Source organism: Candidatus Pantoea soli (genome assembly GCF_007833795.1).
GTDB classification, from domain to species: Bacteria; Pseudomonadota; Gammaproteobacteria; order Enterobacterales; family Enterobacteriaceae; genus Pantoea; species Pantoea soli.
In genome coordinates this window covers 31,952-55,648 of record NZ_CP032703.1, presented here as the reverse complement: position 1 = coordinate 55,648, position 23,697 = coordinate 31,952, and the positions used below count along the sequence as shown (strand labels likewise).

General features: G+C 55.7%; 21 protein-coding genes. 4 read left to right on the top strand and 17 right to left on the bottom strand.

The features are described 5' to 3' along the window. Positions 1-88: 88 nt before the first annotated feature. Entirely contained in the window at positions 89-811 is a 723-nt protein-coding gene (locus D8B20_RS17665) for an IclR family transcriptional regulator (protein WP_145890735.1), read from the top strand. A 70-nt stretch (positions 812-881) separates the two neighbouring features. On the opposite strand, the gene D8B20_RS17660 is transcribed toward D8B20_RS17665, so the two are convergent. From D8B20_RS17660 to cscK, 5 genes are all read right to left on the bottom strand, one after another. Continuing rightward, positions 882-1,898 (bottom strand): substrate-binding domain-containing protein, encoded by a 1,017-nt coding sequence (locus tag D8B20_RS17660; protein ID WP_145890733.1) that lies wholly within the window; start codon positions 1,896-1,898, stop codon positions 882-884. Between the two features lie 29 nt (positions 1,899-1,927). Continuing rightward, a complete protein-coding gene (locus D8B20_RS17655; RefSeq protein WP_145890731.1) occupies positions 1,928-3,337 on the bottom strand; it encodes a sucrose-6-phosphate hydrolase in 1,410 nt (469 codons plus the stop codon). Further along, positions 3,337-4,707: a sucrose-specific PTS transporter subunit IIBC gene (locus D8B20_RS17650; RefSeq protein ID WP_145890728.1), complete on the bottom strand. Its 1,371-nt coding sequence runs from the start codon at positions 4,705-4,707 to the stop codon at positions 3,337-3,339. Before D8B20_RS17650 ends, D8B20_RS17655 begins: the two co-directional genes overlap by 1 nt. 66 nt (positions 4,708-4,773) lie before the next feature. Next, positions 4,774-6,255: a carbohydrate porin gene (locus D8B20_RS17645; RefSeq protein WP_370664138.1), complete on the bottom strand. Its 1,482-nt coding sequence runs from the start codon at positions 6,253-6,255 to the stop codon at positions 4,774-4,776. Between the two features lie 232 nt (positions 6,256-6,487). Further along, positions 6,488-7,414, bottom strand: coding sequence for a fructokinase (gene cscK, locus D8B20_RS17640; RefSeq protein ID WP_145890724.1), 927 nt, complete (start codon positions 7,412-7,414; stop codon positions 6,488-6,490). A 908-nt stretch (positions 7,415-8,322) separates the two neighbouring features. On the opposite strand from cscK, the gene D8B20_RS17635 reads away from it, so the two are divergent. Next, positions 8,323-9,867: a methyl-accepting chemotaxis protein gene (locus tag D8B20_RS17635; protein ID WP_145890722.1), complete on the top strand. Its 1,545-nt coding sequence runs from the start codon at positions 8,323-8,325 to the stop codon at positions 9,865-9,867. 187 nt (positions 9,868-10,054) lie between these two features. On the opposite strand, the gene D8B20_RS17630 is transcribed toward D8B20_RS17635, so the two are convergent. The 3 genes from D8B20_RS17630 to cspE form a co-directional block, all read right to left on the bottom strand. Next, positions 10,055-10,303, bottom strand: coding sequence for a hypothetical protein (locus tag D8B20_RS17630; RefSeq protein ID WP_145891608.1), 249 nt, complete (start codon positions 10,301-10,303; stop codon positions 10,055-10,057). Between the two features lie 220 nt (positions 10,304-10,523). Next, positions 10,524-10,652 (bottom strand): cold shock small protein YmcF, encoded by a 129-nt coding sequence (ymcF, locus tag D8B20_RS21880; protein WP_261388113.1) that lies wholly within the window; start codon positions 10,650-10,652, stop codon positions 10,524-10,526. A 23-nt stretch (positions 10,653-10,675) separates the two neighbouring features. Continuing rightward, entirely contained in the window at positions 10,676-10,888 is a 213-nt protein-coding gene (cspE, locus tag D8B20_RS17625) for a transcription antiterminator/RNA stability regulator CspE (protein ID WP_145890720.1), read from the bottom strand. A 429-nt stretch (positions 10,889-11,317) separates the two neighbouring features. On the opposite strand from cspE, the gene D8B20_RS17620 reads away from it, so the two are divergent. Beyond that, positions 11,318-11,584: a DksA/TraR family C4-type zinc finger protein gene (locus D8B20_RS17620; RefSeq protein ID WP_145890717.1), complete on the top strand. Its 267-nt coding sequence runs from the start codon at positions 11,318-11,320 to the stop codon at positions 11,582-11,584. Between the two features lie 43 nt (positions 11,585-11,627). On the opposite strand, the gene D8B20_RS17615 is transcribed toward D8B20_RS17620, so the two are convergent. The 6 genes from D8B20_RS17615 to D8B20_RS17595 form a co-directional block, all read right to left on the bottom strand. Continuing rightward, positions 11,628-12,731 carry an acyltransferase family protein gene (locus D8B20_RS17615; RefSeq protein WP_186454455.1) on the bottom strand — a complete coding sequence of 368 codons (1,104 nt, stop codon included), beginning with the start codon at positions 12,729-12,731 and terminating at the stop codon, positions 11,628-11,630. After that, positions 12,665-13,510 (bottom strand): hypothetical protein, encoded by an 846-nt coding sequence (locus tag D8B20_RS21665; RefSeq protein ID WP_186454454.1) that lies wholly within the window; start codon positions 13,508-13,510, stop codon positions 12,665-12,667. The genes D8B20_RS17615 and D8B20_RS21665 overlap by 67 nt, the downstream gene beginning before the upstream one ends. Before the next feature lie 3 nt (positions 13,511-13,513). Beyond that, complete coding sequence (locus D8B20_RS17610) at positions 13,514-14,410, bottom strand: glycosyltransferase (protein ID WP_186454453.1); 897 nt, start codon at positions 14,408-14,410, stop codon at positions 13,514-13,516. Position 14,411: 1 nt separating this feature from the next. Beyond that, entirely contained in the window at positions 14,412-15,521 is a 1,110-nt protein-coding gene (locus D8B20_RS17605; protein WP_145890711.1) for a glycosyltransferase, read from the bottom strand. A 15-nt stretch (positions 15,522-15,536) separates the two neighbouring features. Then, a complete protein-coding gene (locus D8B20_RS17600; RefSeq protein WP_186454452.1) occupies positions 15,537-16,535 on the bottom strand; it encodes an EpsG family protein in 999 nt (332 codons plus the stop codon). A gap of 127 nt (positions 16,536-16,662) precedes the next feature. Then, on the bottom strand, positions 16,663-18,807 hold the full coding sequence (locus D8B20_RS17595; protein ID WP_145890707.1) for a polysaccharide biosynthesis tyrosine autokinase: 2,145 nt from the start codon (positions 18,805-18,807) through the stop codon (positions 16,663-16,665). 204 nt (positions 18,808-19,011) lie between these two features. On the opposite strand from D8B20_RS17595, the gene D8B20_RS17590 reads away from it, so the two are divergent. Continuing rightward, positions 19,012-19,413, top strand: coding sequence for a hypothetical protein (locus D8B20_RS17590; protein WP_145890705.1), 402 nt, complete (start codon positions 19,012-19,014; stop codon positions 19,411-19,413). Here the strand turns inward: D8B20_RS17590 and D8B20_RS17585 are convergent. The 3 genes from D8B20_RS17585 to treR all read right to left on the bottom strand — a co-directional run bounded on the left by D8B20_RS17585 (position 19,395) and on the right by treR (position 23,527). After that, positions 19,395-20,468, bottom strand: a complete 1,074-nt coding sequence (locus tag D8B20_RS17585) for a diguanylate cyclase (RefSeq protein WP_145890703.1) — start codon at positions 20,466-20,468, stop codon at positions 19,395-19,397. The two genes, D8B20_RS17590 and D8B20_RS17585, sit on opposite strands and share 19 nt — an antisense overlap. Before the next feature lie 166 nt (positions 20,469-20,634). Further along, the gene (locus tag D8B20_RS17580) at positions 20,635-22,470 is read right to left on the bottom strand and encodes a methyl-accepting chemotaxis protein (RefSeq protein ID WP_145890701.1); all 1,836 of its coding nucleotides are present in this window, start codon (positions 22,468-22,470) and stop codon (positions 20,635-20,637) included. A 106-nt stretch (positions 22,471-22,576) separates the two neighbouring features. After that, positions 22,577-23,527, bottom strand: a complete 951-nt coding sequence (treR, locus tag D8B20_RS17575; RefSeq protein ID WP_145890699.1) for a trehalose operon repressor TreR — start codon at positions 23,525-23,527, stop codon at positions 22,577-22,579. Between the last annotated feature and the right edge of the window lie 170 nt (positions 23,528-23,697).

Below are 23,697 nucleotides of genomic sequence, written 5' to 3'. Positions count from 1 at the left end.
CGCTAACGCCGCATTTGTGATGTAAATACGAGGTGAATCACAGTTTGCAGTGTAAACTCTCAGCCGACCGAAATAAGGAGAGGCTGTAATGGGAAATGAAGGTGTAATTGCCGTAGAAAAAGCACTGGCGCTATTGGATTGCTTCACCCCGGGTGAAGAAGCGCTGACCCTGACAGAACTGGCCCAGCTCTCCGGCTACCACAAGACTACGGTTTACCGGCTGATGAATTCGCTGGAACGGATGAATTACGTTATCCGGCGCGACAACGGCGTCTATTCGCTGGGTCCCCGTCTGCTTTACCTCGGCAAACTGTATGAACAATCTTTTCATCTGGCTTCGATTGTCCAGCCGGAGCTGCACGCGCTGGCCGCCGCAACGCGCGAGAGCGCATCCTGGTACGTGATTGAGAACGGGCAGCGGCTGTGTCTGTTCCGCGCGGAGGCGTCAGAAGGGCTGCGTGAAACGCGTCTGCCGGGTACATCCCTGCCGCTGGACGGTTCGGCCATCGGTCAGGTGCTGCGTCACTGGGGCATGAATGAGGCGCTGGAGAGCAGCGATACCACCTTGCCGCTCTATTCCGCTGGCGTGCGCGATCCGCATATCGCGGCCTTTGCCCTGCCGGTGTTCAGCAGCGGTGAAAAGCTGGCGGCAGCGCTGGCGCTGACCGGCCCCACCTCCCGCCTGACGCGCGCGCGCCGGGAAGAGGGAACCGGCCAACGCATGAAGGCGACCGCCATGAAGCTTTCTGTCAGCCTCGGAGCCCGGAAAAGCTGGTGTGAGGCATTTTACGCACTGGAAAAGGAAGAATAGCGACGCGGAACCCGGGCCGCATGCCGCAGCCCGGTTTGCGCTCTGCGTGTAAATCGACGGCGTAAAGCGTTCAGGCACCTGCCGGGGAGCGCAGGCGCAGGGTGGCGGGCAGGATGCTTTGCAGACTGGCAGGCTCATCGCCGCCGATCAGCGCTGTCAGCAGCGTAAAGCACTCCTGCGCCAAGCGCGGCACATCCTGCTCGACGGTGTCGATGGCAATGGAAAGTGAATCATACAGATAGTGGTCGTCAAAGCTGGCGACGCGCACCTGACTGTTCAGCAGATGGTGCTGGCTCATGTAGCGCAGCACGCCCTCCATCAGACCGCAGGCGGCGGTGAAAATGGCCTGCGGCGGCCGGCCCAGCCGCGCGCACAGCGCGGCAAACATTTCATACCCGCTGCTGGGGTGATAGTTACCGTGGATAATCCATTCGGGACGCGGCGTGACGCCCGCCCGCGCCAGCCCCTGCATAAAGCCGGCGAGGCGATCGCGCGTCGGTGACAGCCGTGGCTGGCCGCCGAGAAAATAGATTTCTTCCGGATTCGCCCGCGCCAGTCTTTCCACCAGTTCTGCGGTCGGCGTAACCGAATCCGTCATAACCAGCGGCAGCTGCGTCTCACTCATGTAACGGTCAAACAGCACTACCGGCAGCTGTTCACTGAGCCTGACGTAATCGGTGTCGCTGAGCATGCTTGATGCCACAATCAGTCCGTCCACCTGACGCGCCACCAGGTTATCTACCACCACCCGCTCCTGCCCGGCGTTTTCATCCGTGCAGGAGATCAGCAGTTGCAGCCCGGCTTCGCGGCAGAGGTTTTCCAGCGCATGAGAAAAGACCGCAAAGCCGTGGTTGGTGATTTCCGGCACCACCAGCCCCAGCGTGTGGCTGCGGTTGTCACGCAGCAGGCGCGCATGAATGCTCGCCTGATAGTGATGTTCACGCGCCAGCGTCAGCACCCGTTCACGCGTCTCTTTCGCCACGCGCAGCTCTTTGCCCCGGCCGTTCAGCACCAGGCTGGCGGTGGCCTTGGATACGCCCGCCAGCGCGGCGATATCGGCGATGGTAACGCGTCTGGTTTTTCTCACGTCAATGCATCAGTTAAGGAAACAATGACTTATTCTACCATGCAGCGCCGCAACGGCCAGTAGCGGGCGTGCACTTCTGCGTCCCCGATCAGGGTTAATTGTGCCGGATGCGCCGGGAAGTAACGGCTGCTCATCACGCCTTCGCCTTCATTAATGAAGATTTCCACGCTGGAGTGATCGCACAGGATCTGCAGCTGGCTGACCGCGCCGCGCCAGTAGCGGCTCTCCCATTCGCCGCTTTCCAGGCTGCGCCTTTTCAGCTGCAGCCCTTCCGCATGCCATGTCAGCAGCAGCGTCTGCGCAAAGTCCAGCGTGACGCCACCCTGCCCGGTCAGCAGCAGTTCCAGACGCTCCGCAGCAAGGGCGGGAGCCCGATCGGCGCGCCCCTCATAGTGCTGCTCTGCACCCCGCAGTGCCTGCAGTTCAGTGGCCGGGCGCTGCAGCAGACGGCCGTCGCGCGTGCCCAGTTCCCGCACGCAGGTCATCTGATGGATCCAGCCCTGGGCCACGGTGGGCTGGCGCATCTCTTCGCCATCCGGCACGCCCATCCAGCCAATCAGCAGGCGGCGTCCGTCAGCGGTCAGCGTGGTCTGCGGGGCATAAAATTCAAACCCGGCATCCAGTTCGTGGAAGGCGCCATGCGTAAAGCGTGCGGCGTCATAATCGAGGTCGCCCGCCAGCCAGGCGCTGGGATGGGCGTTGAGGTAACGCTGCGCTTCACGCCGGATACCCTGCGGACAGCAAATCAGAAACGTGGTATCACCGAGCGTAAACATGTCGGGACATTCCCACATGTAGCCGGCATCGCCCAGGCCGTTCAGCCCGCTGCCGGCAATTTCTCCGAGGGATTCCCAGTGATGTAAATCCGCCGAACGCAGCAGCAGCACTTTGCCCTGGTGGCGCTGGTCCTGTGCGCCCAGCACCATGTACCACCGCCCGTCATGCTGCCACACTTTCGGATCGCGCACGTGGCCGGTGTAGCCCTGTGGCAGCGCAATCACCGGCCCCAGTTTGTCAAAACCGCCCGCCGCGTTTTGCACCGCCAGACACTGCCACGCGGTACGTGAGCCGTCGTCATATTTGACATTACCGGTGTAGATCAGCGTCAGCGTACCCTGGTTATCCACGGCGCTGCCGGAGTAACAGCCGCTGCGGTCATACTCTTCATCCGGCATCAGCGCTACCGGCTCGTGCTGCCAGTGCAGCAGATCGGCTGAACTCCAGTGGCCCCAGCACTTGTGTTTATGCTCACAGCCCAGCGCATTCCACTGGTAAAACAGATGAAAGCGCCCGGCAAACTGGATAAAGCCGTTGGGATCGTTAAGTAATCCGGTTACCGGCGCAAGGTGCCAGCCCGGATAGTGCGGGTCACTGAGAGCGGCTGGCTGACCGCGCATCACCGCCTGAAGCATGGCGGCTAACCGTGTTGAAGAAGCCATTATTCTGCGTCCGTTTTGTATTTAAGCAGGTAAGAGAGCATAAACGCTACGCTGAAAGCGATCACCATGCCGATGGCATAGTTAAGCAGTGAACTGGCCTGAACGATCGCCATCCCGGGAATGCCGGTCAGTCCGACGGCCGTCATATTCACATGCATCGATACCACCCAGGCTCCGCCCACTGCGCCACCGGCCAGCCCGGCGATAAAGGGCTTCATAAAGCGCAGGTTAATACCGAAAATGGCCGCTTCGGTGATACCCAGCAAAGCGGAAAACCCGGACGGCAGCGAAATCGCTTTGATTTTTGCGTCTTTGGTTTTAAACCACACCGCCAGACAGGCGCCGCCCTGCGCCACGTTGGCCATGGCCCAAATCGGCAGCAGGAAATTCACCCCGATAGACGGATTCCCCAGCAATCCGGCTTCGATCGCGTGAAAGCTGTGGTGCACCCCGGTAATGACAATCACTGAATAGAGGCCGCCAAACAGCAGGCCAGCCAGCCAGCCCGCATGGGCAATCAGCGTACTGAGAACAAAAGAAATACCGTCACCCAGCATGCGCCCCGCCGGGCCAATCAGCAGCAGCGCCACAAAGCCCGAGATAATCACCGTCAGGAACGGCGTCAGGATCAGATCCAGCGCATCGGGAATGACTCTGCGCAGTTGTTTTTCCAGCACGCTCATAAACCACACCGCCAGCAGCACCGGGAAGACCGTGCCCTGATAGCCGATCATCGCGACTTCAATGCCGAAGAAGTTCATGGTGTGGAAACCGGCGGCCACGCCCCAGGCATTGGTCAGCGCCGGGTGGGTGAGAATGCCACCAAGCGTCGCCCCCAGAAACGGATTCCCGCCAAATTCACGCGCTGCCGTAAAGCCAATCAGAATCGGCAGAATGATAAAGGCCGCCGAACTGCACATATCCAGCATGATATACAGGGCGTTATCAGGGTTGACCCAGCCGTAGGTTTTGACCATGCCCAGCAGGCCCATCAGCAGGCCGGAAGCGACAATGGCCGGGATAATCGGTACGAAAATGTTCGACAGCAGGCGCGCGATGCGCTGAAAAGGGTTGAGTTTACGCGCTGCCATGTCGGCGGCTTCTGATTTGCTGCTTTCGCTGATGCCCGCTTCACGGATAAACGCGGCGTAAACTTTATTCACTACGCCGGTGCCAAAAATTACCTGTAACTGACCGGCATTGCGGAAGCAACCTTTTACCCCTTCCAGTTTGCCAATTGCGGCGGTGTCCGCTTTGGCATCATCCACCAGCACCAGGCGCAGACGGGTAGCGCAGTGCGCCGCGCTGGCAATATTTTCCCGGCCTCCCAGCAACGGCAGCAGCGTGCGGGAGATATTCACAACATCCATAATGACCTCAGTTTCTCGTTTTTATGCTGACCAAAGGGAACAGGGCCCCGTACCGGGGCCACATCATCAGAACCAGGTTTCCATCTGCACGCCAAAGTTCCACTCGCCGCCGGCGGTGAACCCGCTGCTGCCAAAAGCATCATCGCTGGCATAGTTATCCAGTCGGTGATCCCAGTCCATCCAGCTGGCAAACAGGCGAATTTCCGGGCGCTTAAGGAAGTCGCCCACATCGCTGGCTTTCAGCGTTGGCGCGACGGTGAGCTTATAGAAGCTGCCGCTGACGGCGTTGCGGTTGTTGTAACCTTTCGGACGCAGATCCATATACTGATAAGAGCCTTCATACTGCATTTCAAAATTCTCTGTGAAGGCCTGGATCAGGCGCAGGTTAGCCGTGGCCCATTCATAGCTGTCGCCTTTGACATAGCGATCCTGACTGCTTTGCGCCAGCACCGCAGGCGCCATATGCCAGCCCTCGCCCAGTGGCGTGATGCCATAGCTGGCCAGACGCCAGGTCTCTGCCTGCGGCAGCAATGCACCATCAGCGCCCACCGTTTTCACTTCCGCGCCCAGGCCATGACCGTAAAGCAGCGCCGTCTTGGCCGACCCTTCGCCCAGGCCGTAGAAACTGTCATTGTGCAGGCCGACCAGCGCATGGACGCCGTCATTGGCAGCGTCGCTTTTCACCCGCCGGCCTTCGACATCCGTGCGCTGATCGTTATCTTTAGCGCGCATGCCGCTGATCATCAGCTGCAGCGGACCGGCAAAGTTGTTCAGCGTCAGGATGTAGTTTTGTGCGGTGTTCTCGTTGTTTTCGATGTCGCCGAAGGTGCGGCCATAGAGCGACAGGTTGCTGCGCGCTGTTTCACCCCACTTCATGTCGTAGATGCCCGCGCCGGTACCGGCGAGGAACACCACATCGGAATCAATCCAGTGGATATCAAAGTTATCGCGATCGAAGCGTTTACCGGCCCAGACGGTGCTGTCTTTGAATGCACCGGTAAAGGTGGGCAGCTGCCCCAGCTCAACAAAAGCCTGCCGCAGGTTGAGATCGCTGCTGGCCGCCGTCCAGTCATTGTAGGTGCGCTGGCCATCAGCGAGCATCGCTTTGAAACGGGTGGTGGCACCGCTGGCAAGGGTTTGTTTGTGTTCGAGGTTCAGCTCAACGTAGGTATCCGGCTCATTGCCCAGACGCCCCACGTGCCCCCCGGTCTCACCGGCGGGAGTGACTGTCGGACCGCCCTGCGTTTTGGCGGCGGAGCTGTTCATCAGCAGCCCGGAGCGGGCGTAGCCATGAAACTCAAAGCCTTCGCTATCCTGACGGGAACTGGCCGGCGTGCTGGCCGCCGCCACCTGGACCGGTTGCGTCGCCTGAACGGATGACGTGGATGGCGCGGGTTGCGCGGTGGCGACGGGCTGCTGCTGCGCAGCAGCCAGCTTCTGTGCCTGGTTTTCAGCCGCCCGGGCGCGGAATTCAGCGTCACTGGCGCGCTGTTCCGCAGCGGCCAGACGTTTCTCCATGGCGGCCAGCCGGGCTTCGATCTCCTGCATATCGGTGGCGGCCCAGGCCGGGCCGGCGCATGCGAAGGTACTGACGGTAAGAGCGATAAGCGTTTTTTTCACTGTTTTGCTTCCCTGAGGTCAGGCTATCATCAACTGTTTGTAATTTTGCTAAACCGGTTTAGGTGCTGCATCTTAGTGGTGCCAATTTTGAAAGCGCAACGGATTTAGCTAAACCGATTTAGTTGATGTGAGGTATGTCGCAAAACAGGGCAAGAAAGGGTTATGAACGCAGCTGACGCTGCAGTTGCTGATAGTCCGGCAGCGCGGTCATGGCGCCTTTCGCCGTGGTTGCCAGCGCGCCGCATGCCTGGGCGCACTGCAGGCGTGCCGCCAGCTGTGCGGCATCGGCGGGCAGGCCCTGCTGCGCCAGTCCCCAAAGCAATCCGGCGACAAACGCATCCCCGGCACCGGTGGTATCCACACTCACCACCGGCTTTGCCGGGTGATGCGTCAGCGTTTGCTGGTGCCAGGCGAGCACACCCGCACTGCCCTGCGTAACCAGCAAAAGCCGGATTCCAAAGCGTGTGGCAAGCTGTGTAATGGCCGCGTCCCGCTCTTCGCCCCCGCTCAGAAACACCAGTTCCTCTTCAGACAACTTCACCACATCAGCAAGCTGTAACGCCTGATGCAGGCAGTTTCGCAGCATGGCCTGGTCCTGCCAGAGATCGAGGCGGATATTGGGATCAAAACTCACAAAGCCGCCCGCATCCTGCATGCGTTGCATCGCTGTCAGCGTGGCAGAACGCGAGGGCTCCTGCAGCAGCGCGATGGAGCAACAGTGCAGCCATTCGCCAGCGCGGAACGTGGGAAGATCGTCCGTTTGCAGAAATAGATCCGCGCTTTGCCGCACCATAAAAGTGAAGGTGCGTTCGCCCTGCTCATCCAGTGCCACGACGACCGTCGAGGTACGCTGCGCGGCGTCACTCTGCATGCAGGTCACATCGACCTGCTCGCGCCGCAGGGTGTCACGCAGAAAATGGCCAAAGGGATCGGCACCCACCCGACCGATAAATCCACTGTTGCCACCCAGTCGGGCGATGCCTGCCGCCACGTTGGCCGGTGCCCCGCCAGGGCATTGCAGTAAACGACCATCCTCTTCCGGCAGCAGATCCACTACTGCGTCGCCCAAACACCATACACGTTGCATTCTGTTGCTCCCTGTTAGCTAAACCGTTTTAGCTTTCGCAGGCAGTATGCATTATCTCTCTGTGGATTGTCACGATGTCGTCCCGGTCTGCACGCCTGACGCTACAGATGTCTGGAAAGCCCACACCTTGCCCGAAACAGATGCGCGTTAATCAGAGCCAGGGCGGCATCGGGTGTAAAAAAATAATCCCTTTAAGCGTTTTCTTAGTAATCGATTTCATATAAGCCAACCCGCTGTAATAAAGGGAGAAAAAGAAAGTTAGCAGACTAAATATAATGACGTTAAGTAAAAAAAGTTTAGCGATTAACTACACAAATTACCGGTGTCATTTATAGTGATTTATCTCTGTGCCGGGAATCGCTATCCAGCAGAGATAAGTAACTCCTTATTGCCCCTTCGGGGGCCTTTTTTTTGCCGGCAGCGTTGCAGGCCCCTCACCCTATTTTTTAACCCTGCGCAGAGTGTTTTTTCTGCCGACGTTCTGCTTTCCAGGCCGCTATTCCTGCTGCAAATTGCCTTACGTTACATAGAGCTAACCATTCAGCCCTGCCGCAACCGTTATCCTTTCTCTTTCCTGGCTGCACTGCTCAGGCAGTGAAACTAACTTAAATCGCCCCCTGAATTCGGCCATTTTTATGCAGTTACGGCTTTTGTAATTAAATTAATCAAAAAAATTCTCATTTAAATCATTTACTTTTATTTATTAATTTCCTATCTGCGCCAATGCAAAATCGTCTCTTTTCTTTTTTGCTCTGCTAAATAAAAAAATTTTCAGAAGCCCGGCTAATCTATTCTTCTTTCACTGGCGGTGTGGCGCACGAAAATAAATAACCGGCGCTGGAGTCTGGTAATGACCGGTCGATAACAAAAACCGAACTGCAATATTTTTAACTCACAGGGAAATCATAATGAAAATTTCGACTCGCCTCGCCACCGGTTTTGGCCTGCTTATTGTGCTGTTCATTTTCTGCACCAGCATTGCGCTGCATGCGCTCTGGCGCGCGCAGGAGGGCATGGATGATACGGTAAACAACAAAATGAAACGTTTTACGCTGGTGCTGGATATGCGCGGTATTGCCCGTGATATGGCGATTGCTGTGCGCAACCTGGCCCTGCTTCACGATCCTGAAGCCATGGCGCCTGAATGGCGCAGGCTGACGACGCAGCGGGAAAAGTATGTCCGTCAACGCCAGGCCCTGGTAGAAAGCATGTCTGAAAACGTTTCCGCTCGTGGTAAAGCGATGCTGGAAAACGTCCTGGCGGCAGAAGGACCTGCGATGACCACCCTGATGACCGCCGGCAAACTGGGGATGGAAAACCGGCAGCAGGATGCCACCGTTTATCTGCTGACCACAGCCCGTCCGGCCCAGCAGGCCCTGCTCAATTCCCTGGCGGCGCTGACAGAGATTGAGATGAAGCTGAGCCGTGACACCGTGGAAGAGAACAGCGCAGCGACTGCGCGCACTGCAACCATGCTGCTGGCTCTGGCGCTGCTTTCGGTGGCCATCGCCGTCACCACCGGTTTCCTGATTTCGCGCGTGCTGATGCGGCAACTGGGAGGAGAACCGGCGCAGGCCCGTGCGCTGGCCGCCGCTATTGCCGCCGGTGACCTGACCAGTCCGGTAAAACTGCGCCGCAACGACACCTCCAGCCTGCTGGCTTCGCTAAGCGGTATGCAGGCAAATCTGCGCCGCCTGGTTTCAGATATCAAAGACTCCGCCGCGTCTGTGGCGCTGGCGACAGATGAAATTTCGCAGGGTAACGTTGAACTCTCTTCGCGTACAGAGCAGCAGGCAGCCGCGCTGCAGGAAACTGCCGCCAGTATGGAGCAACTGACCGCCACCGTGAAAAGCAACACGGCCGGCGCCCGGCAGACGGCAGAATCGGCTCGTGAAACAGCCCTGCTGGCACGCACGGGTGAAGCCGATGTACAGCGTATGACCGGCAGCATGCAGGATATTTCCATGAGCGCCAGTAAAGTGCGCGATATCACCACCGTTATTGAGAGTATTGCTTTCCAGACCAATATCCTGGCGCTGAATGCAGCGGTAGAAGCCGCCCATGCGGGGGAAGAGGGCCGGGGATTTGCCGTGGTGGCAGGTGAAGTCAGGACGCTGGCACAACGCAGCGCAACGGCGGCCCGTGATATCAAACAGCTGATCGAGCAGGCCGTGGAGCAGGTGGAAAATGGGGTGGTCATCGCGGCAGGCACCGGCCAGAGTATCCTGAAAATCGTCGGCAGGGTGAATGAACTGGCCGATAACATGGACGAAATCTCCCTCGCCTCCTCTGAGCAGATGCAGGGAATTTCGCAGGTCAGCATTGCGGTAAGCCAGATGGACGGCGTCACGCAGAACAATGCGGCGCTGGTGGAAGAGTCCTCCTCTGCTTCTCAGGCGCTGGCTGAACAGGTGCATGCGCTGCGCGGCATGGTCGAAACCTTTCAGGTGTAATCTTCCCGTCTGAGGCACACGACTGGCTTCCGGCAAGGAAGGCTGCCGATGGCGCAATAAAACAAAAGCCCCATCCAGCGGATGGGGCCTTCGGCCTGACACGAAAATGAATGATTGGACTAAGAACTGACCATGCCAGGCGGGATATTTTTTAGATCATTTTTAGCAGCCGATCAATATCCCGCTGTTATTTTTGCGAGGTTTTTTCCACCAGGATTAGCGGGCAACCGCGTACCTGGCAGGCCTGCGAATAAGCCAGCTCGCATACCCGGCACAAATCCTCTTCTGATTCGAGCTGATATTCACAGCTGTAGCGAAAAAGACCGTCACAGGGCTGTGCCCGGTGAAAGCGATGTTGTGTTAATACCTCATCCAGCTGACGGAAAGTCAGCCCGGAAGGATTTCGAAATGCAATGCGAATGCGATATGTGTTCATGCGCTTATTAGTGACATAAGCTGCCAGAGAAGCAAAACGGGTGCTGCTTTTCACTCGGATAGGTAAAACCTGTAAATACCGCACGGCAGCGGAAACAAAAAAGCCACCCTGCAGGGTGGCTTTCATTATTGTTCTATTTTTCAGATCGATTAAGTAACCCGGACAGTGTGTCCGGGTGCGACAGGCCAGTCATAACGTGCCGGCCTTATCGCTACCGCCTTTATCGGACTGCGCCCAGCGCAATCATGGCTGATTTGCAAAATATACATTTTGCACCCAGCGGGTTGCTGATGCTGATATCAAACACCGAGCGGCGGTATTGAGAGCCCTGACAATTCGGGCATCTCATAAAGTAGCGTACAGAATTAATTTTTATAAACCTACAACATTGGCGGCAGAAGGACCTTTAGGGCCATCCTGCACGCTGAATTCAACTTTCTGGCCTTCGTCCAGAGTACGGAAATCGTTACCCTGAATTGCAGAGAAATGTACAAACACATCTTTGCTGCCGTTTTCGGGAGAAATAAAGCCAAAGCCTTTTTCTGCGTTAAACCATTTAACGATACCGAGCATTTTACCTGACATAATGTAAACCTTTTCTTAGAGCCGTGAGGCATTGATGGCTGAACGCAGAGACACATCAGAACTTGAGATACAACTCAAAGAGAAAGGCCAGGAAGCGGGACTTACGCAGATGAGAGATAAAATAGGAACTAACTATGAGACTGTCTGCTTATCAGACCGGGAAGGCATTAACGCACGGACAGTAAACGAATGCAAGGGAAACTTTTTCAGCCGCAGGCTCTGCCCCTGCGGTTAACGCCTGGCAGCGTCCGCCGATGACACTATGAGTGTGCCGGCAGCAGCCAGCAGGGAGAGAATGGCACCGGTTCGGCGCCCGGCCAGGCGGCGGAAAGAGCCCATCAACAGAGCATGACGGGCGCACGCATTGCTCCACGCGTTTGCCAGTGCAGACTATAGTGAATGGCTGAAACGCAACTGAGGAGACTGAGGATGGCTGGCGGCTGGTCAGAAGATGGTGCAGTACAGAAGCAGATTGACGCGACGGTAGATGATGCTATCGCCCGGGCGCGCAGTCATTTACATCACGGCGAAAGCGCGGAGTTTTGCGAGGAGTGTAGCGAACCAATTCCCGAAGCACGCCGTGCAGCAGTGCCGGGTGTTCGCTATTGCATTCAGTGCCAGAGCAAACTCGATAAAAAAGAAGCCGCGCACAGTGGCTATAACCGGCGCGGCAGTAAAGACAGTCAGCTGCGTTAACCGCACAATCCCGGCCGATTCTCCGGGGCGGAGTGGCCGTGGCTTACTTCAGGCGGGCGGTCAGCCGGCTCAGCGGTTTTTCCAGCAGATACCAGGTGGCGATACCGGTGATAAGCGATCCCGCCAGCAGGACGCTGGTAAACAAGGGCGCGCTTAACAGCTGCAGGTGTTTCAGCATCATAGCCAGCGGACTTAACGCAAACGGATGTGCCAGATACAGTGAATAGGAGCTGTTACCGAGCAAACTCAACGCCTTGCTGAGGGGGCCCCGCAGCCGTTTTATCTGCTCCTCCAGACTAATCAGCCCAAGGAAAATAAAAAACATCGGCAGGCCGGAAGTGAGGACTTTACTGGTCACGCCTTCAGGCACCCCGCAGATGTTTTTAACGAGCAGAAATGTGATACCGCTCAGCAGCAGCACTCCCGCCAGACGGTTGCCAGGCCTGTAACCGCAATAAATGATCCAGGCAACAATCCCCAGTGCGAATTCCATTAATAGCTCGCTGAATAAAAACTGCCCAGCCGCACTCTCAGGCTGGATGACTACCCCGCAGAGGGATAGCAGGAGCAGCGTGAGCAGGACCGCCGTATATCGCAGCCATACTCGCGCGCTCAGGCATAAAAACAGGGCAAAGATCGCGTAGTAATAAAATTCGTAGCTTAGCGTCCAGCCATTGTGAATTAAAAATCGCGCGCCGGTCGGTAGCAGCAGAAAGGATTCCGCAATGCCGGTGGTGCCGCCGGAAGCATTAACTTTGTCTGGCGCAATCAGGAAGACCAGCAGCGCCACCAGCGTAAGCACCCAATACAACGGCAGAATGCGCACGGCCCGGTTAATCATAAACCGGGCGGGCGACAGGCGTTGACTATGGGTGGTAAAGCACATGATAAAACCGGAAATAATAAAGAACAGGTCAACCCCGTCCCCGCCGATGGTAAACCCTTCTGCTGAACCGGTCTGATATTGTTGCCCTTTTATTCTGATGTGGGTCAGCACCACCATTAATGCGGCGATGCCGCGTAAATACTGAATGGATACGATCATGGAATGGCTACGCCTGTGATTATGACGCCGGGGATTTAACAGCGGGGATGTTTGCCTGCAGAGTAGGTTTTCATAATGAGCCGCATGTTGGTGAGCCTGCATTTCACAAGCTGAACCAGCAGCATTTTCGCGATAGTGCAGAACGCAGCGAGGCGGCTTTTCGCGTAATATTTGCTGGTCAGGACGCTGGCATAAATCCATTCCGGCTCGGTCATCACGGCTTGCGCCTGTCCGTTCTTCATGCTGGAGTAGCTGAATGCGCAGGTCGGACGGATAACGATTTCCGCCCCCGCCTGCCTGAGCAGCCTGATGCGCATCAGCAGATTTTCATGCACGCCGTAAAGCGCAAAACGGTTATCGAACAACTCCATACTCTGCGACAGGAATTTTTCGATCAGCGATCGGTAAATGATCAGGCTGGTGGAGAGCGAAAAATCCGCGTTATCCGGCCATGCCGCGTGGTCGGCTTTGCCCGACGCATTCGTCCGCTCTGATGCAGGCGGATGCGGCTGGCGGCCCGGCACCTCGGTGAATTGCAGATCGGTATCCGTACTGTACTGGCTGTCGAGCTGGTGGAGAAAATCGTGAGCCAGCATGCAGCTGTCGCCAAAGAAAACATAACGATCATAGTGCGTGAAAGCCGTTATCACGCCGTTATAGATCCAGCTCAAAGGCCGCTCATCAAGGTACTCTTTTAGCGTGATGCTTTTGACATATAACCCCAGCGTATGCAGAAAATCTTTATCAAACGTCAGAGCCTCCGGACCACGATTAATGATCAGCAAATTAGCTTCTCTGTTGCTGCGCTCCATCAGGCTGTTCAGCGTCAGTGAATACTTATAAGGCGTGTTTTCCAGAACAACAATCAGCAACGTATGCATGGTTTACCCTTCGGCGAGATGATGAGTACGGGAATTAGCGCGGTTTTTGATAACCAGATAAATATCCACCAGCCAGAAATAAGGCGCGCGCCAGGTGGTAAACCGCGAAAGGAAATGCCGGTTACTGACTTTAATGCCGTAGCTCACCAACTGTGCTTCAAGAATGCGTTGTTCTTTTCCGCTGACGTCGTTTCGCGCGCAGAACAGCGTGAAGGCGTGGCGAATCCTGTTTTTATTACTGAGCGAAATACGATTTTGATCGTGTGAAACATCCTGGATATACAGCGAGTGCGGCAGCAGCTTCGCTTTATGAAAGCCCGTCTGCTTCAGCAGGCGGTAAAACAGATCCAGATCCTGCCACGCTGGCATATCCGGCGTAAATTTACCCACCTGGCGGAGGCGTTCGGTCAGGGTAAAGCACTGGCTGCCAATGATATTTTTAAACAACAGTCCCTGCGCACAGATCTCAGCGGGCATCAGGCGGTTAACAAAGCGGGTGGAACGATACTGATTATCACCGGTCAGCGTCAGATAATGCGTATAGAGAAAGCAATATTTATCCAGCAGTGCACGCTGTTTAACGAAGGTTTCAATCCGATCGGGCATGAAATAATCATCATCATCCAGCCCGGTAATATACGCACCGCTGGCCTGTTCGATGGCCAGGTTGCGACTGACGCAGGCACCGGAGTTAGCGGTTTTGAAAATCGGTTTCACCCGGCGATCGGTGGCCGCCAGTTGCTGCAGATACGCCTGCGTGCCGTCCGTTGATTGATCGTCCACGACAATCACTTCAAGGTGGGTATGGGTTTGCTCCAGTACCGAGTGCAGCGCGCGCTTTAACAGGTTCAGCCTGTTCCACGTGGGAATATAAACGGTGACCAAAGGTGCGATATCCATTTCATTTTTCTCCTTGTAAGGCAGACGCATATAATTCAACCGTTTTCCGGTTCATGTGCTTGTCGGTATATTTCTCACGTAACGCCGCCATCAACTGCGACTTTATGCCATCCAGGTCGTAGTGGTTGATGCCGGAAAGCAGGCTGGCCAGCGAAGAACTGTTGCCACAATGAAAAAATAACCGGCTGATTTGATTAATTTCGCGGAAGGCAACAATATCACTGGTAATAACCGGCAGGTTGTAACTGATAGCCTCAAGCGGCACCATCGCGAACCCCTCCCAGCGTGAAGGAATAATCAGACAGTTGGCACGCCGGTAATAGTCAGCGATCTGCGTTTTACTGAGCCAGCCGGTATATTCAAGGGTAATATTCCGCAGCGTGATGTGGGTATTCCGCCGGGTATCATTAATGGCTGAGCCCACCATAATAATATGCAGACGAAAATCCAGCTGCTTGCTGTCGAGCGTTTGTAACGCCTGTAATAACGTATCCGTGCCTTTTTGTTGATCAAAGCGTCCGACGTACAGCAGCGTATAAGTGGATAATCCGTTATGACTGAGAGCATTGGCCTTTTCGGGTATCTTCACGCCGTTACTGATTAAACAGAGCTTGCGGGCAGGTAATCCGGCACCCAGCGCCTGCTGATATTCATTTTCACCTACACAGATAATGCGATCGGTGAAGCGCGACAGCCAGCGCTCACAGGCAATAATCAGGCGCTGCTTCAGCCGGGAAGCCTGGATCAGAAAAGCAAAACCGTGCGGGCAGTAAATCACGCGTATGGCATGCTGCCGGAAAAACAGGCACAGCATAATCCGGCCGAGCAGACCGGCAAAAGTGCTGTGTAAATGCACAACGTCGGGTCTGAAGCTGCGGACTTCACGATAAAAACAGCGGGCAAAATGGAAAAAAGCCACCACGCCGCGTGACCTGCGGTCAAACGTAACGCTCTGCGTCAGCAGGCCGGGAGAAAGTTCAGATAAATGCTGCTGCGGCACAAGGAGTTTCAGCGCAGTAATCTGATCGCTGTGTTGCTGATATGTCGCCAGGCTATCCAGCACCGTAGCCACGCCGCCTTTTATGGTTTCAGCCGCATGCATGACTCTCATTACGATTCCTTTCTGTCAGAATAGATTAAAAGCGTCGTTGATTTTCCACGGATAAATACCGCCGATATTGTTCGCCATCAGCAGGAGGAAATAAGCATAAGCACCCAGGCAGAAACATAACGTCAGCCAGCGACGGTTAATCTCTTTCAGCACCATGGGAATAAGTAGCATCAGATAATAAACAAAGTACTGAGCAATACGCTGCGGTCCGGCTGGATCGGTTCCCAGCATGGCGACGGGAATCAGTGCGGCGATTCCACAAAGATAACTGCACTCCAGCACCCGATATTCCTCAGAGCGCTTCCTTAATTTCCGGCCATATATATACAGGCCCAGGGCAATGGCGACATATAACAGCACCGTCATCAGGCCATTTTTTCCGCTGGCCGCCGCCAGGGTATAGTGCTGATACCGGCCGTTGCCAGCAGCCATAAACGCAATCACCAGCGACGTGACGGAGAGCCCGATCAGAAAAATGGCCGCCACTTTTAACTCCAGCCGGACCCGCAGATGGCATAAAAAATAAAAGCCCAGCAGCAACAGCGCACTGATGTGAAACTGGCTGGCAAGTGCAATCAGCAGGGCGTATTTTACCGCCTTTTTCTCTACCAGATATTTTATGGCAATAAAACATATGCCCATCGCGATCGCCTGGCGCACCTGATTATACAGAGCGAAATAGAGGCCAAAGGTGACAAAAACATATACGGATAAAAAGTAGTGCGGTGAGCGCTTTTTCAATACCAGCAGCACAGGTGCAATACATAGCACGGCCATCGTCATAAAATAAACCGCATAATCGCTGTGCAGCGATTTAAGCAGCAGGATTACCCATTGATACCCTTTTTCTATTTCCGGATTCCACTCAAAAGAATAATGGCGGTAAGGAAACCGAAATTCCCGGCTATAGACGACTGAATCCGTACCCACAGTATAATTGCGCAGCGCCGCTGGCAGCGTCAGTATGGCCAGCGGGATGACAACGGCACGGCTGCGCAGGGTTTTCTGCTGCACGCAGATAAAGCAAAAGCACAGGCAGGAAGCGATCAAATAAGGCAGCATATTACAGCTCTGTCGGATGCTCATTGCGCGCGGCACCTGCCACCGCAATGAGTCAGGTAATGAATATCTGTCGTGAGTGTCAGCTGTTGCTGGTGTACGCGTAGGTATGGTGTTTATACCCGCTGGCGTAATAGCTCCTGAAATTGTTGCTTACCCGGTTGAGTACACAGCCGATGATGGCATCGCTGCCGGGTGTCAATCGCTGCAGGCTGGCCTCGATTTCACTTGTGCTGTTGCGATAGTAATGCGCCACCAGCAAAATGCTGCCAGCATGCTGCCCGATGACCACCGCGTCGGTCACCGCAAGCACCGGCGGCGTATCAATAATGACCAGGTCATACTCTTTTTCCGCCCACAGCAGCAGCGCCGGCAGCGTATCGCTCAGCAGGCTCTTCACCGGATTAGCCGGTATTGCGCCGCGTGGAATAAAATCAAACTGACTCTCTTCATTCTGAATGGTGACACGCGCTGCTGCTGGTGGCGTCTCTGCCGCCAGCACCTCTGTCAGCCCGGGTGCAGCGCTCACGTTCAGCAGCTTATGCCCTTCGCCGCGTCGCATATCGGCATCAATCAGCAGAACTTTTTTCCCGTTTTCCGCCATCACCGCCGCCAGATTCGCAGCAACAAAGGTTTTACCGGCTTCGGGTGTGGCACCGGAAATCAGTAAAATGTTGTTGCGCGCAGCCAGCATCTGAAAGTGCAGACGGGTGCGCAGACTGCGGATCGCCTCGACCGCAATATCTCCCGGGCAGCGCGAAGCCAGCAGCGCATTGGATGCCGACGCGGATCCGCCGGCTGGGTCAGCGCGTTCCGCTTTCGGGATAGAGGCGTAAACCTCTACACCCAGTTGTTCCAGCTGTGCCGCAGATTCGATGCCGCGGTGTAAGAAGAGACGCATCATGACCACGCAAATTGAAACCAGCAGACCTGCCGCCATCCCCGCCAGGATCAGAATAATTTTCTGCGGCCGCACCGGTTTCGCTGCCGTCACCGCACTATCAATGATGCGTACATTGCCGATGGCACTGGATTTGGCAATACTCAGTTCCTGCTGACGATTCAGCAGCTGCATATACACTGCCCGTCCGGATTCCACATCACGGCTGAGACGTAAAACTTCCTGCTGAGTGGCGGGCATGGCTGAGACCTGCTTATTCAGCCGGGATTTTTCCCGCTGCAGCGTGGTTTTCTTTTCCAGCAGCGCTTTATAATTCGGGTGCTCCCGGGTATAAAGCTTGGAAATTTCAGCCTCGCGAAAGGTAATTTCATTCAGCTGATTGTCAATATTAACAACCTGGTCCAGCACCGCTTTGGCTTCCAGCGATAAATCGACCGAATCTTTTTGCTGGCGGTAAGCATTTAACGTATTTTCAGCGCTATCCAGCTGTTTACGCACGTGCGGTAATTCCTGCTTCAGAAATTGCAGGCTTTTATCGTCCTGGGCTGCCTGGCGCTCGATATTCTGTGTCAGATAGTGATAGCTGATATTATCGAGGATTTGCGTAATCCGCGTTTTATTCTCGCCGGTAAGTTTTAATTCCAGTATGCCGCTATCTTTGCCCTGATCGGTCACGCTCAGGTTTTCCTGCAAACGGGTAATAGCCTGCAGGCGATCGTAATGTTCAACGAGGAACTTTTCCCCTGGCTGCGCGTTCATCCTGTCAACAAACAGTAGCAGCCGCTCTTTGCTATACATCTCACCCGTCCGCCCGGTGTCCTTCCTGCCGTCATACTCAATCTGATAGCGTTCATCATCAAGTACGGTCAGCGTCAGCTGACCCGGTTCCGTTTCGGTGGTGGTGGGTATGCTAAGTCTGGAAACCGTCACGCTGCCAGCGGGTGTCCCCAGCAGGCGCGCCAGCCCTTTGCCGATAACGGGAAAATAGCGTTTTTCTACGTTGATTTGCAGATGTAAATCATCGACGGTCTTTCCCAGCACCATGCGGGATTTAATCAGGGAGATTTCAGGCGCTGAACTCGGCTGGGAATCCGGCAGCACCTGATTCAGGCTGTCGAGAATGGCGTTGCCTTTTTTCTCTTCCAGCTGAATTAACACATCGGCCTGATAGACCGGCGTCGCCAGAAAGGCATAGCACGTGGCCAGCAGCGTACAAAGTGTGATGATAATGATGACGCAGTTTCGTTGATCGAGCATTTCGATCAGATAGCGCGTCAGTTCGCCCTCTTCCTGCGTGACCGGCTGATGAATAACCTTTGCTGACATAATAGATCCCTGATTAAATCACTGTGTCCGGCGTGACATATTTTACGCCTGCGCTTTTGCGCTTTATTTTTACTTTTCGACCACGCTACCGCCCCTGGTTTACCGGCACCAGCGACCTGTTATATTCTTGCTGTGATGTATGGCGATGAATTAATTTCGCAAAACCTTCCCGCACACCCTTGTAAAATAAGGATGACCTATATAATGAAAAATATTACATGGATATATAACGTTAATTGCGCGGCTTTCAGCGAATTTCCGGGCGATATTACCTGTGTTATCGGAAACAACTATTTAAGTCTTGTCTTAAAACAATTCGCGCTACGGGCTGATAATCAACGCAGTGACATCAATGCGTTATGGAAAGCAATAAAACCAGCGAACGATTTATCCGCCTGCGGTGCCGGAAAGCGGTACGGGTTGCCGCTGGCTTTGTTCCGTCAGCCGGTGAGCCGTGCATGCCAGGCCCACGCACAGCGACCTGTTACCGATAAAAGCGGGGCAGAATGCGGAGAACAAAAAAACGCGGTAACCTTTTCAACATTACCGCGTTTAGCGCCGGCGCTGACGTTCGCCCCTGCGGAGCGTCAGGCCATATCCGGCTGAGCAGACCATAACCTCACGCCATTACGGCCGGCACGTTTCACCTCATACAGGGCAAGGTCGGCGTGTCGCAGCCACTGGCCCAGCGAGTCGGCGCCGGCAGCCGGTGCGATACCGATACTCACTGAACAGCGAAACCCGGTGGACGCCGGCAGGCGCACCTGCGCAATACGCTGCTTCAGCCGCTCTGCCAGCATCACCACCGATTCATCGGTGGCGTGATGAACAATCACCCCCAGCTCATCGCCGCCGAACCGGGCAGGAATGTCCTGCAACCCAACATGGTTACGCAACAGAGCGGAGATCTCGGCCAGCAGAAAATCGCCCGCTTCATGACCCCAGGTATCGTTGATGCCTTTGAAATGATCGACATCCAGCAGGAGCAGATAGCCACAGCTATTGCCGCGGCGGGTGCTGAGGAACTCGCTTTCCAGCCGACGTTCAAACAAACGCCGGTTAGGAATGCCCAGACCGGGATCCATCAGCGCAATGCGCTCAAGTTCGCGGTTGCGCTTGCGTAACTGCCAGGTGAGATTGTGAGAGGTGATGCTGAGCACCAGCATATAGCAGGTGGCCAGCGGTAATGTCAGCCACACGGTTTGCAGCGAGAACGTAAGCTGCACCTGCGCCCCATCGGCCACCCAGACCAGCAGGAAAGCGAACAGAAACGCCCGGCTTGCCGCCATCAGTTGCGCGCCGCCGCCGGCAGCATAGCGATCCGAAGCCAGCACCGCGGTGATAATCAGCGAAGGCACCGGGCTCAGCGCCATCAGCGCCACCCATATCCCGCCAAAGGCTGCATCCAGCGTCAGGTTATGTCGTTCGGTGGTGGTGGGGTCCTCAGCCCGCAGTGCGCGCCGATACGCAAGCCACGGCCACACAAAGGCATTCACAAACAGCACGGCGCTGAAGGCCAGATCGCGCTGCCTCTCCAGCAGCACAGAAAGAATCGGGAAAAAACAAAGAAGAGTGCCGAGCTGGCGCATGATAAACATGCGGCGTATGAAACGGCGGGAACGTCGCTTCAGGTGGTGTTCATCCGGGGAGTAGTAATTCATTTCAGGAAAATTCAGGTCGACAGAAACGCAGTGTAACGGGAAACCGAACCCCTGCGCTGACTTTTTTAGCCGCTTCCGCCGATCCCGCTTCAGACACTGGCAGCAAACGCGCAGCGCGTCATCTGGTGGCGGCAATCGGGGTATGATCGCCGCCGTTAGCCGGTCTTTAGCCTGCCCTCGCCTGCAGCCGGAATTGCGCCACCAGCCGCTCCAGCATGAGTGCCTGCTCTTCCAGCGCATGGGCAGAGTGAGAGGACGCGCTGACCAGCGAAGCATTTTGCTGGGTAGTGCTGTCCAGCTCACTGACGGCGCGGGCAATTTGTGCAATCCCACGGCTCTGCTCATCCGATGCGGCGGAAATCTCCTGCATGATTTCATTCACGCGCGCAATGCTGCTGAGAATCTGTTCCATTGTCTCACCGGCGCGCGTCACCTGCTGCTGCCCGTTGCTGATTCGTCCGACAGATTCACCAATCAGTCGTTCGATATCTTTGGCCGCACCCGCGCTGCGCTGTGCCAGGTTACGCACTTCGCTGGCCACTACTGCAAAGCCCCGCCCCTGCTCACCGGCGCGCGCCGCTTCCACCGCCGCGTTCAGCGCCAGGATGTTGGTCTGGAAGGCAATGCTGTTGATCACGGCAGTGATATCAGCGATTTTCTTCGAGCTCTCCGAGATTTCGCCCATCGTGCTGACAACATGGCGCACTGCGATTCCACCCTGATCCGCATTACGCGTCGCCTCTGCGGCTATCAGGCTCGCCTGACGCGCGTTTTCCGCATTGTTTCTAACCGTGGCAGTTAACTGCTCCATGCTGGCGGCGGTTTGCACCACGGCGGCGGCCTGCTGTTCCGTGCGTGACGAAAGATCGAGATTGCCCTGATTTATGGCGCTGGCGGCCTGCGAGACGCTGCCAACGCTGCGCAGCACATCGCCAATCATCGCGCGCAGGCGTTCATTCATCCGCCCCATTGCTGCCGTAAGCCGCCCCAGCTCATCATGACAATCGGTCGCAAACTGCGAGCTTAAATCGCCACTGGCGATGCGCTCCGCCAGCGCCAGGTTATGAAATACCGGCCGGGTGATCTGACGAATGATATACCACGCCACCAGTACGCCAGACAGAATTGCCAGTCCGCCAGTCAGCAGCATCAACGCGGCCGAGTCGCGAGTCAGCGCATCATTGCGCGCTTTGACCAGCGTGATGATATTTTTGATCGCGGCACTGCTGTTATCACCGGCGACCTTTACCTTTGCTTCTGCCGTTTGCAGCTGGCCAAATGCACTGGCCGCCTGCAGACTCAGCGATTTGAAGGTTTCCGTATCCTGCCAGAGCGCAGTAAACTCCCCCTGCTGTTCCGGCGGCAGCTGTGCCAGCAAGACATTCATTCCCTGTTCAGCCTGCTGATAGTGCGTTTCCAGCTGGCTGCGCAACGCATCGGAAACATTAAAACGCAATGCCCACGCCTCTTCGCGTACGTTGCTGATGGCAAACAGCTGTTGATAAATCTGGCTGGTGAGTTCGGGCGTTGCGACGGGCGTACGGATGAGTTGCATGTAGCGGGCGGTCATATCCTGCTGGCTCAGGCTATCGAGCCTGGCGCGTAAACCCTTGAGCTGTTGCATTGCCTGCGACATGGCGCTGATGCTCTGCCGGAAATCACGCAGGTGGGCTGGCACTTCATTGACAAAGGCTCTGGCGGCGGGCGTCCAGGGCAGCTGCTGTGCTTCCTGCATCATCTGCTGCGCATGGCTGACGTAATCGGCCATTGTCTGGCCGGCCTTATCATCGCCGTAAAGGTACTTTAACCGGTTGATTTTGGCCTGAAAGACATCGATGTTGATGTCGTAAATCAGATTGGTTTCCTGATAAATTTCATGGGTTTGATTAAACCGCGTGACGCTGATCGCGGTGGCCAGCGCCACCAGTAACAGCACGATACCAAATCCTGCCGATAATTTACGGGTAAGGCGCACATTACGTAACCGGGATACCAGCCCCATATTTCACTCCCTTGCGATGGTTATTGTTTTGAGCATGCAGGGAGCGTTATCGGCACATCGCGCAAAGAGTTTACCGTGGTACAGGAAATTCTTCTTCGCTAAGGGTTCAATCTTCAAGACTGCATGGCAGGACCAGCTGACCACCCGCGGCTTTATCGTGTTGCATTTCCAGCAGCATGTGCAGAGCACGCAGGCCGGCCTTAGCAAAGCCCAGCCGTACCGAGGTCACTTCCGGATGCAAAAACGCCAGTAAAGGCGTGCTGCCGATGCTGGACACATCCACCTGCAATCCGCGGGCCTGTATCGATTTCAACGCACCCAGCGCCAGCGTATCGGTCGCACAAATCAGCGCCTCACTCTCCTGATCAAGCAGCGTTTCTGCCAGCGTAAAACCACTCTGATAACTGAGATCGCCCAGCCGCGCAGCGCCGGAAAAACCGTAGCGTTTACACCCCGCCAGATAGGCCTGATAGCGTGCACGTCCGGTGGTATGGTCCTGCTCATCAACGCCGATAAAACTGACGTTGCGCCGGCCGCTGGCATGCAGTCGCGCCATCAGCAGATCTACCGCCCCGCTGTCATCATAGGTAACGGAAGCAAAGCCAGGCCGCTGGCGGGCAATCAGCACCAGACGATGCTGCCAGGGCGTCAGATCCACGTCGTCCATGCCGCTGAAGCCAAACAGAATAACGCCTTCTACCCGCCGGCTTTCCAGCACGTGCAGATGCTCCTCCAGCCGCCGTGGATCCAGCATTGATTCCTGCAAAATGGCGTCATATCCCGCCTGGTAGGCCTCAGCCAGGATGGCGCGAATCGCCCGGTTTTCGGCAGCCGAATCCAGTCGCGTCATGATGATGCCGATGATTTTCTCACGCTGCGCGCGCAGCGCCCGCGCGGTCAGCGACGGCGTATAACCATATTCTCTGATGACCGCCTCAACACGTTCGCGGGTGGCCGTTTTGACCCTGGGACTTTTATTAATGACCAGTGAGACCGTTGACTTGCCGACGCCGCTCAGTGCAGCAATATCCTTCAGGGTAAGGTTTTTTTTGTTCATGTAAGCCATCAGGTAACGCATACCAGTGAAAACAGGATATTAGCACGAGTTAGCGCGTTTAAGGTCAGACGGTTCCCGCGCATTCGCCAGCAATTTTTATGTGATCGCTGCCATTAATTGGAACGTTCCGACTTTACGCTTTCGCCACGTTATCACTACTATCTGGCGCG

What these genes read in the sequence shown, in the direction of transcription:
- cspE (WP_145890720.1), bottom strand. Translation starts at nt 10,888, where the DNA reads ATGTCAGGTAAAATGCTCGGTATCGTTAAATGGTTTAACGCAGAAAAA.
- D8B20_RS17585 (WP_145890703.1), bottom strand. Translation starts at nt 20,468, where the DNA reads ATGAATTACTACTCCCCGGATGAACACCACCTGAAGCGACGTTCCCGC.
- treR (WP_145890699.1), bottom strand. Translation starts at nt 23,527, where the DNA reads ATGAACAAAAAAAACCTTACCCTGAAGGATATTGCTGCACTGAGCGGC.
- D8B20_RS17605 (WP_145890711.1), bottom strand. Translation starts at nt 15,521, where the DNA reads ATGAGAGTCATGCATGCGGCTGAAACCATAAAAGGCGGCGTGGCTACG.
- D8B20_RS17655 (WP_145890731.1), bottom strand. Translation starts at nt 3,337, where the DNA reads ATGGCTTCTTCAACACGGTTAGCCGCCATGCTTCAGGCGGTGATGCGC.
- D8B20_RS17645 (WP_370664138.1), bottom strand. Translation starts at nt 6,255, where the DNA reads ATGCAGGAGATCGAAGCCCGGCTGGCCGCCATGGAGAAACGTCTGGCC.
- D8B20_RS21665 (WP_186454454.1), bottom strand. Translation starts at nt 13,510, where the DNA reads ATGCATACGTTGCTGATTGTTGTTCTGGAAAACACGCCTTATAAGTAT.
- D8B20_RS17650 (WP_145890728.1), bottom strand. Translation starts at nt 4,707, where the DNA reads ATGGATGTTGTGAATATCTCCCGCACGCTGCTGCCGTTGCTGGGAGGC.
- D8B20_RS17615 (WP_186454455.1), bottom strand. Translation starts at nt 12,731, where the DNA reads ATGCAGGCTCACCAACATGCGGCTCATTATGAAAACCTACTCTGCAGG.
- D8B20_RS17590 (WP_145890705.1), top strand. Translation starts at nt 19,012, where the DNA reads ATGAAAAATATTACATGGATATATAACGTTAATTGCGCGGCTTTCAGC.
- D8B20_RS17580 (WP_145890701.1), bottom strand. Translation starts at nt 22,470, where the DNA reads ATGGGGCTGGTATCCCGGTTACGTAATGTGCGCCTTACCCGTAAATTA.
- D8B20_RS17635 (WP_145890722.1), top strand. Translation starts at nt 8,323, where the DNA reads ATGAAAATTTCGACTCGCCTCGCCACCGGTTTTGGCCTGCTTATTGTG.
- D8B20_RS17610 (WP_186454453.1), bottom strand. Translation starts at nt 14,410, where the DNA reads ATGGATATCGCACCTTTGGTCACCGTTTATATTCCCACGTGGAACAGG.
- ymcF (WP_261388113.1), bottom strand. Translation starts at nt 10,652, where the DNA reads ATGAGATGCCCGAATTGTCAGGGCTCTCAATACCGCCGCTCGGTGTTT.
- D8B20_RS17665 (WP_145890735.1), top strand. Translation starts at nt 89, where the DNA reads ATGGGAAATGAAGGTGTAATTGCCGTAGAAAAAGCACTGGCGCTATTG.
- D8B20_RS17630 (WP_145891608.1), bottom strand. Translation starts at nt 10,303, where the DNA reads ATGAACACATATCGCATTCGCATTGCATTTCGAAATCCTTCCGGGCTG.
- D8B20_RS17595 (WP_145890707.1), bottom strand. Translation starts at nt 18,807, where the DNA reads ATGTCAGCAAAGGTTATTCATCAGCCGGTCACGCAGGAAGAGGGCGAA.
- D8B20_RS17620 (WP_145890717.1), top strand. Translation starts at nt 11,318, where the DNA reads ATGGCTGGCGGCTGGTCAGAAGATGGTGCAGTACAGAAGCAGATTGAC.
- cscK (WP_145890724.1), bottom strand. Translation starts at nt 7,414, where the DNA reads ATGCAACGTGTATGGTGTTTGGGCGACGCAGTAGTGGATCTGCTGCCG.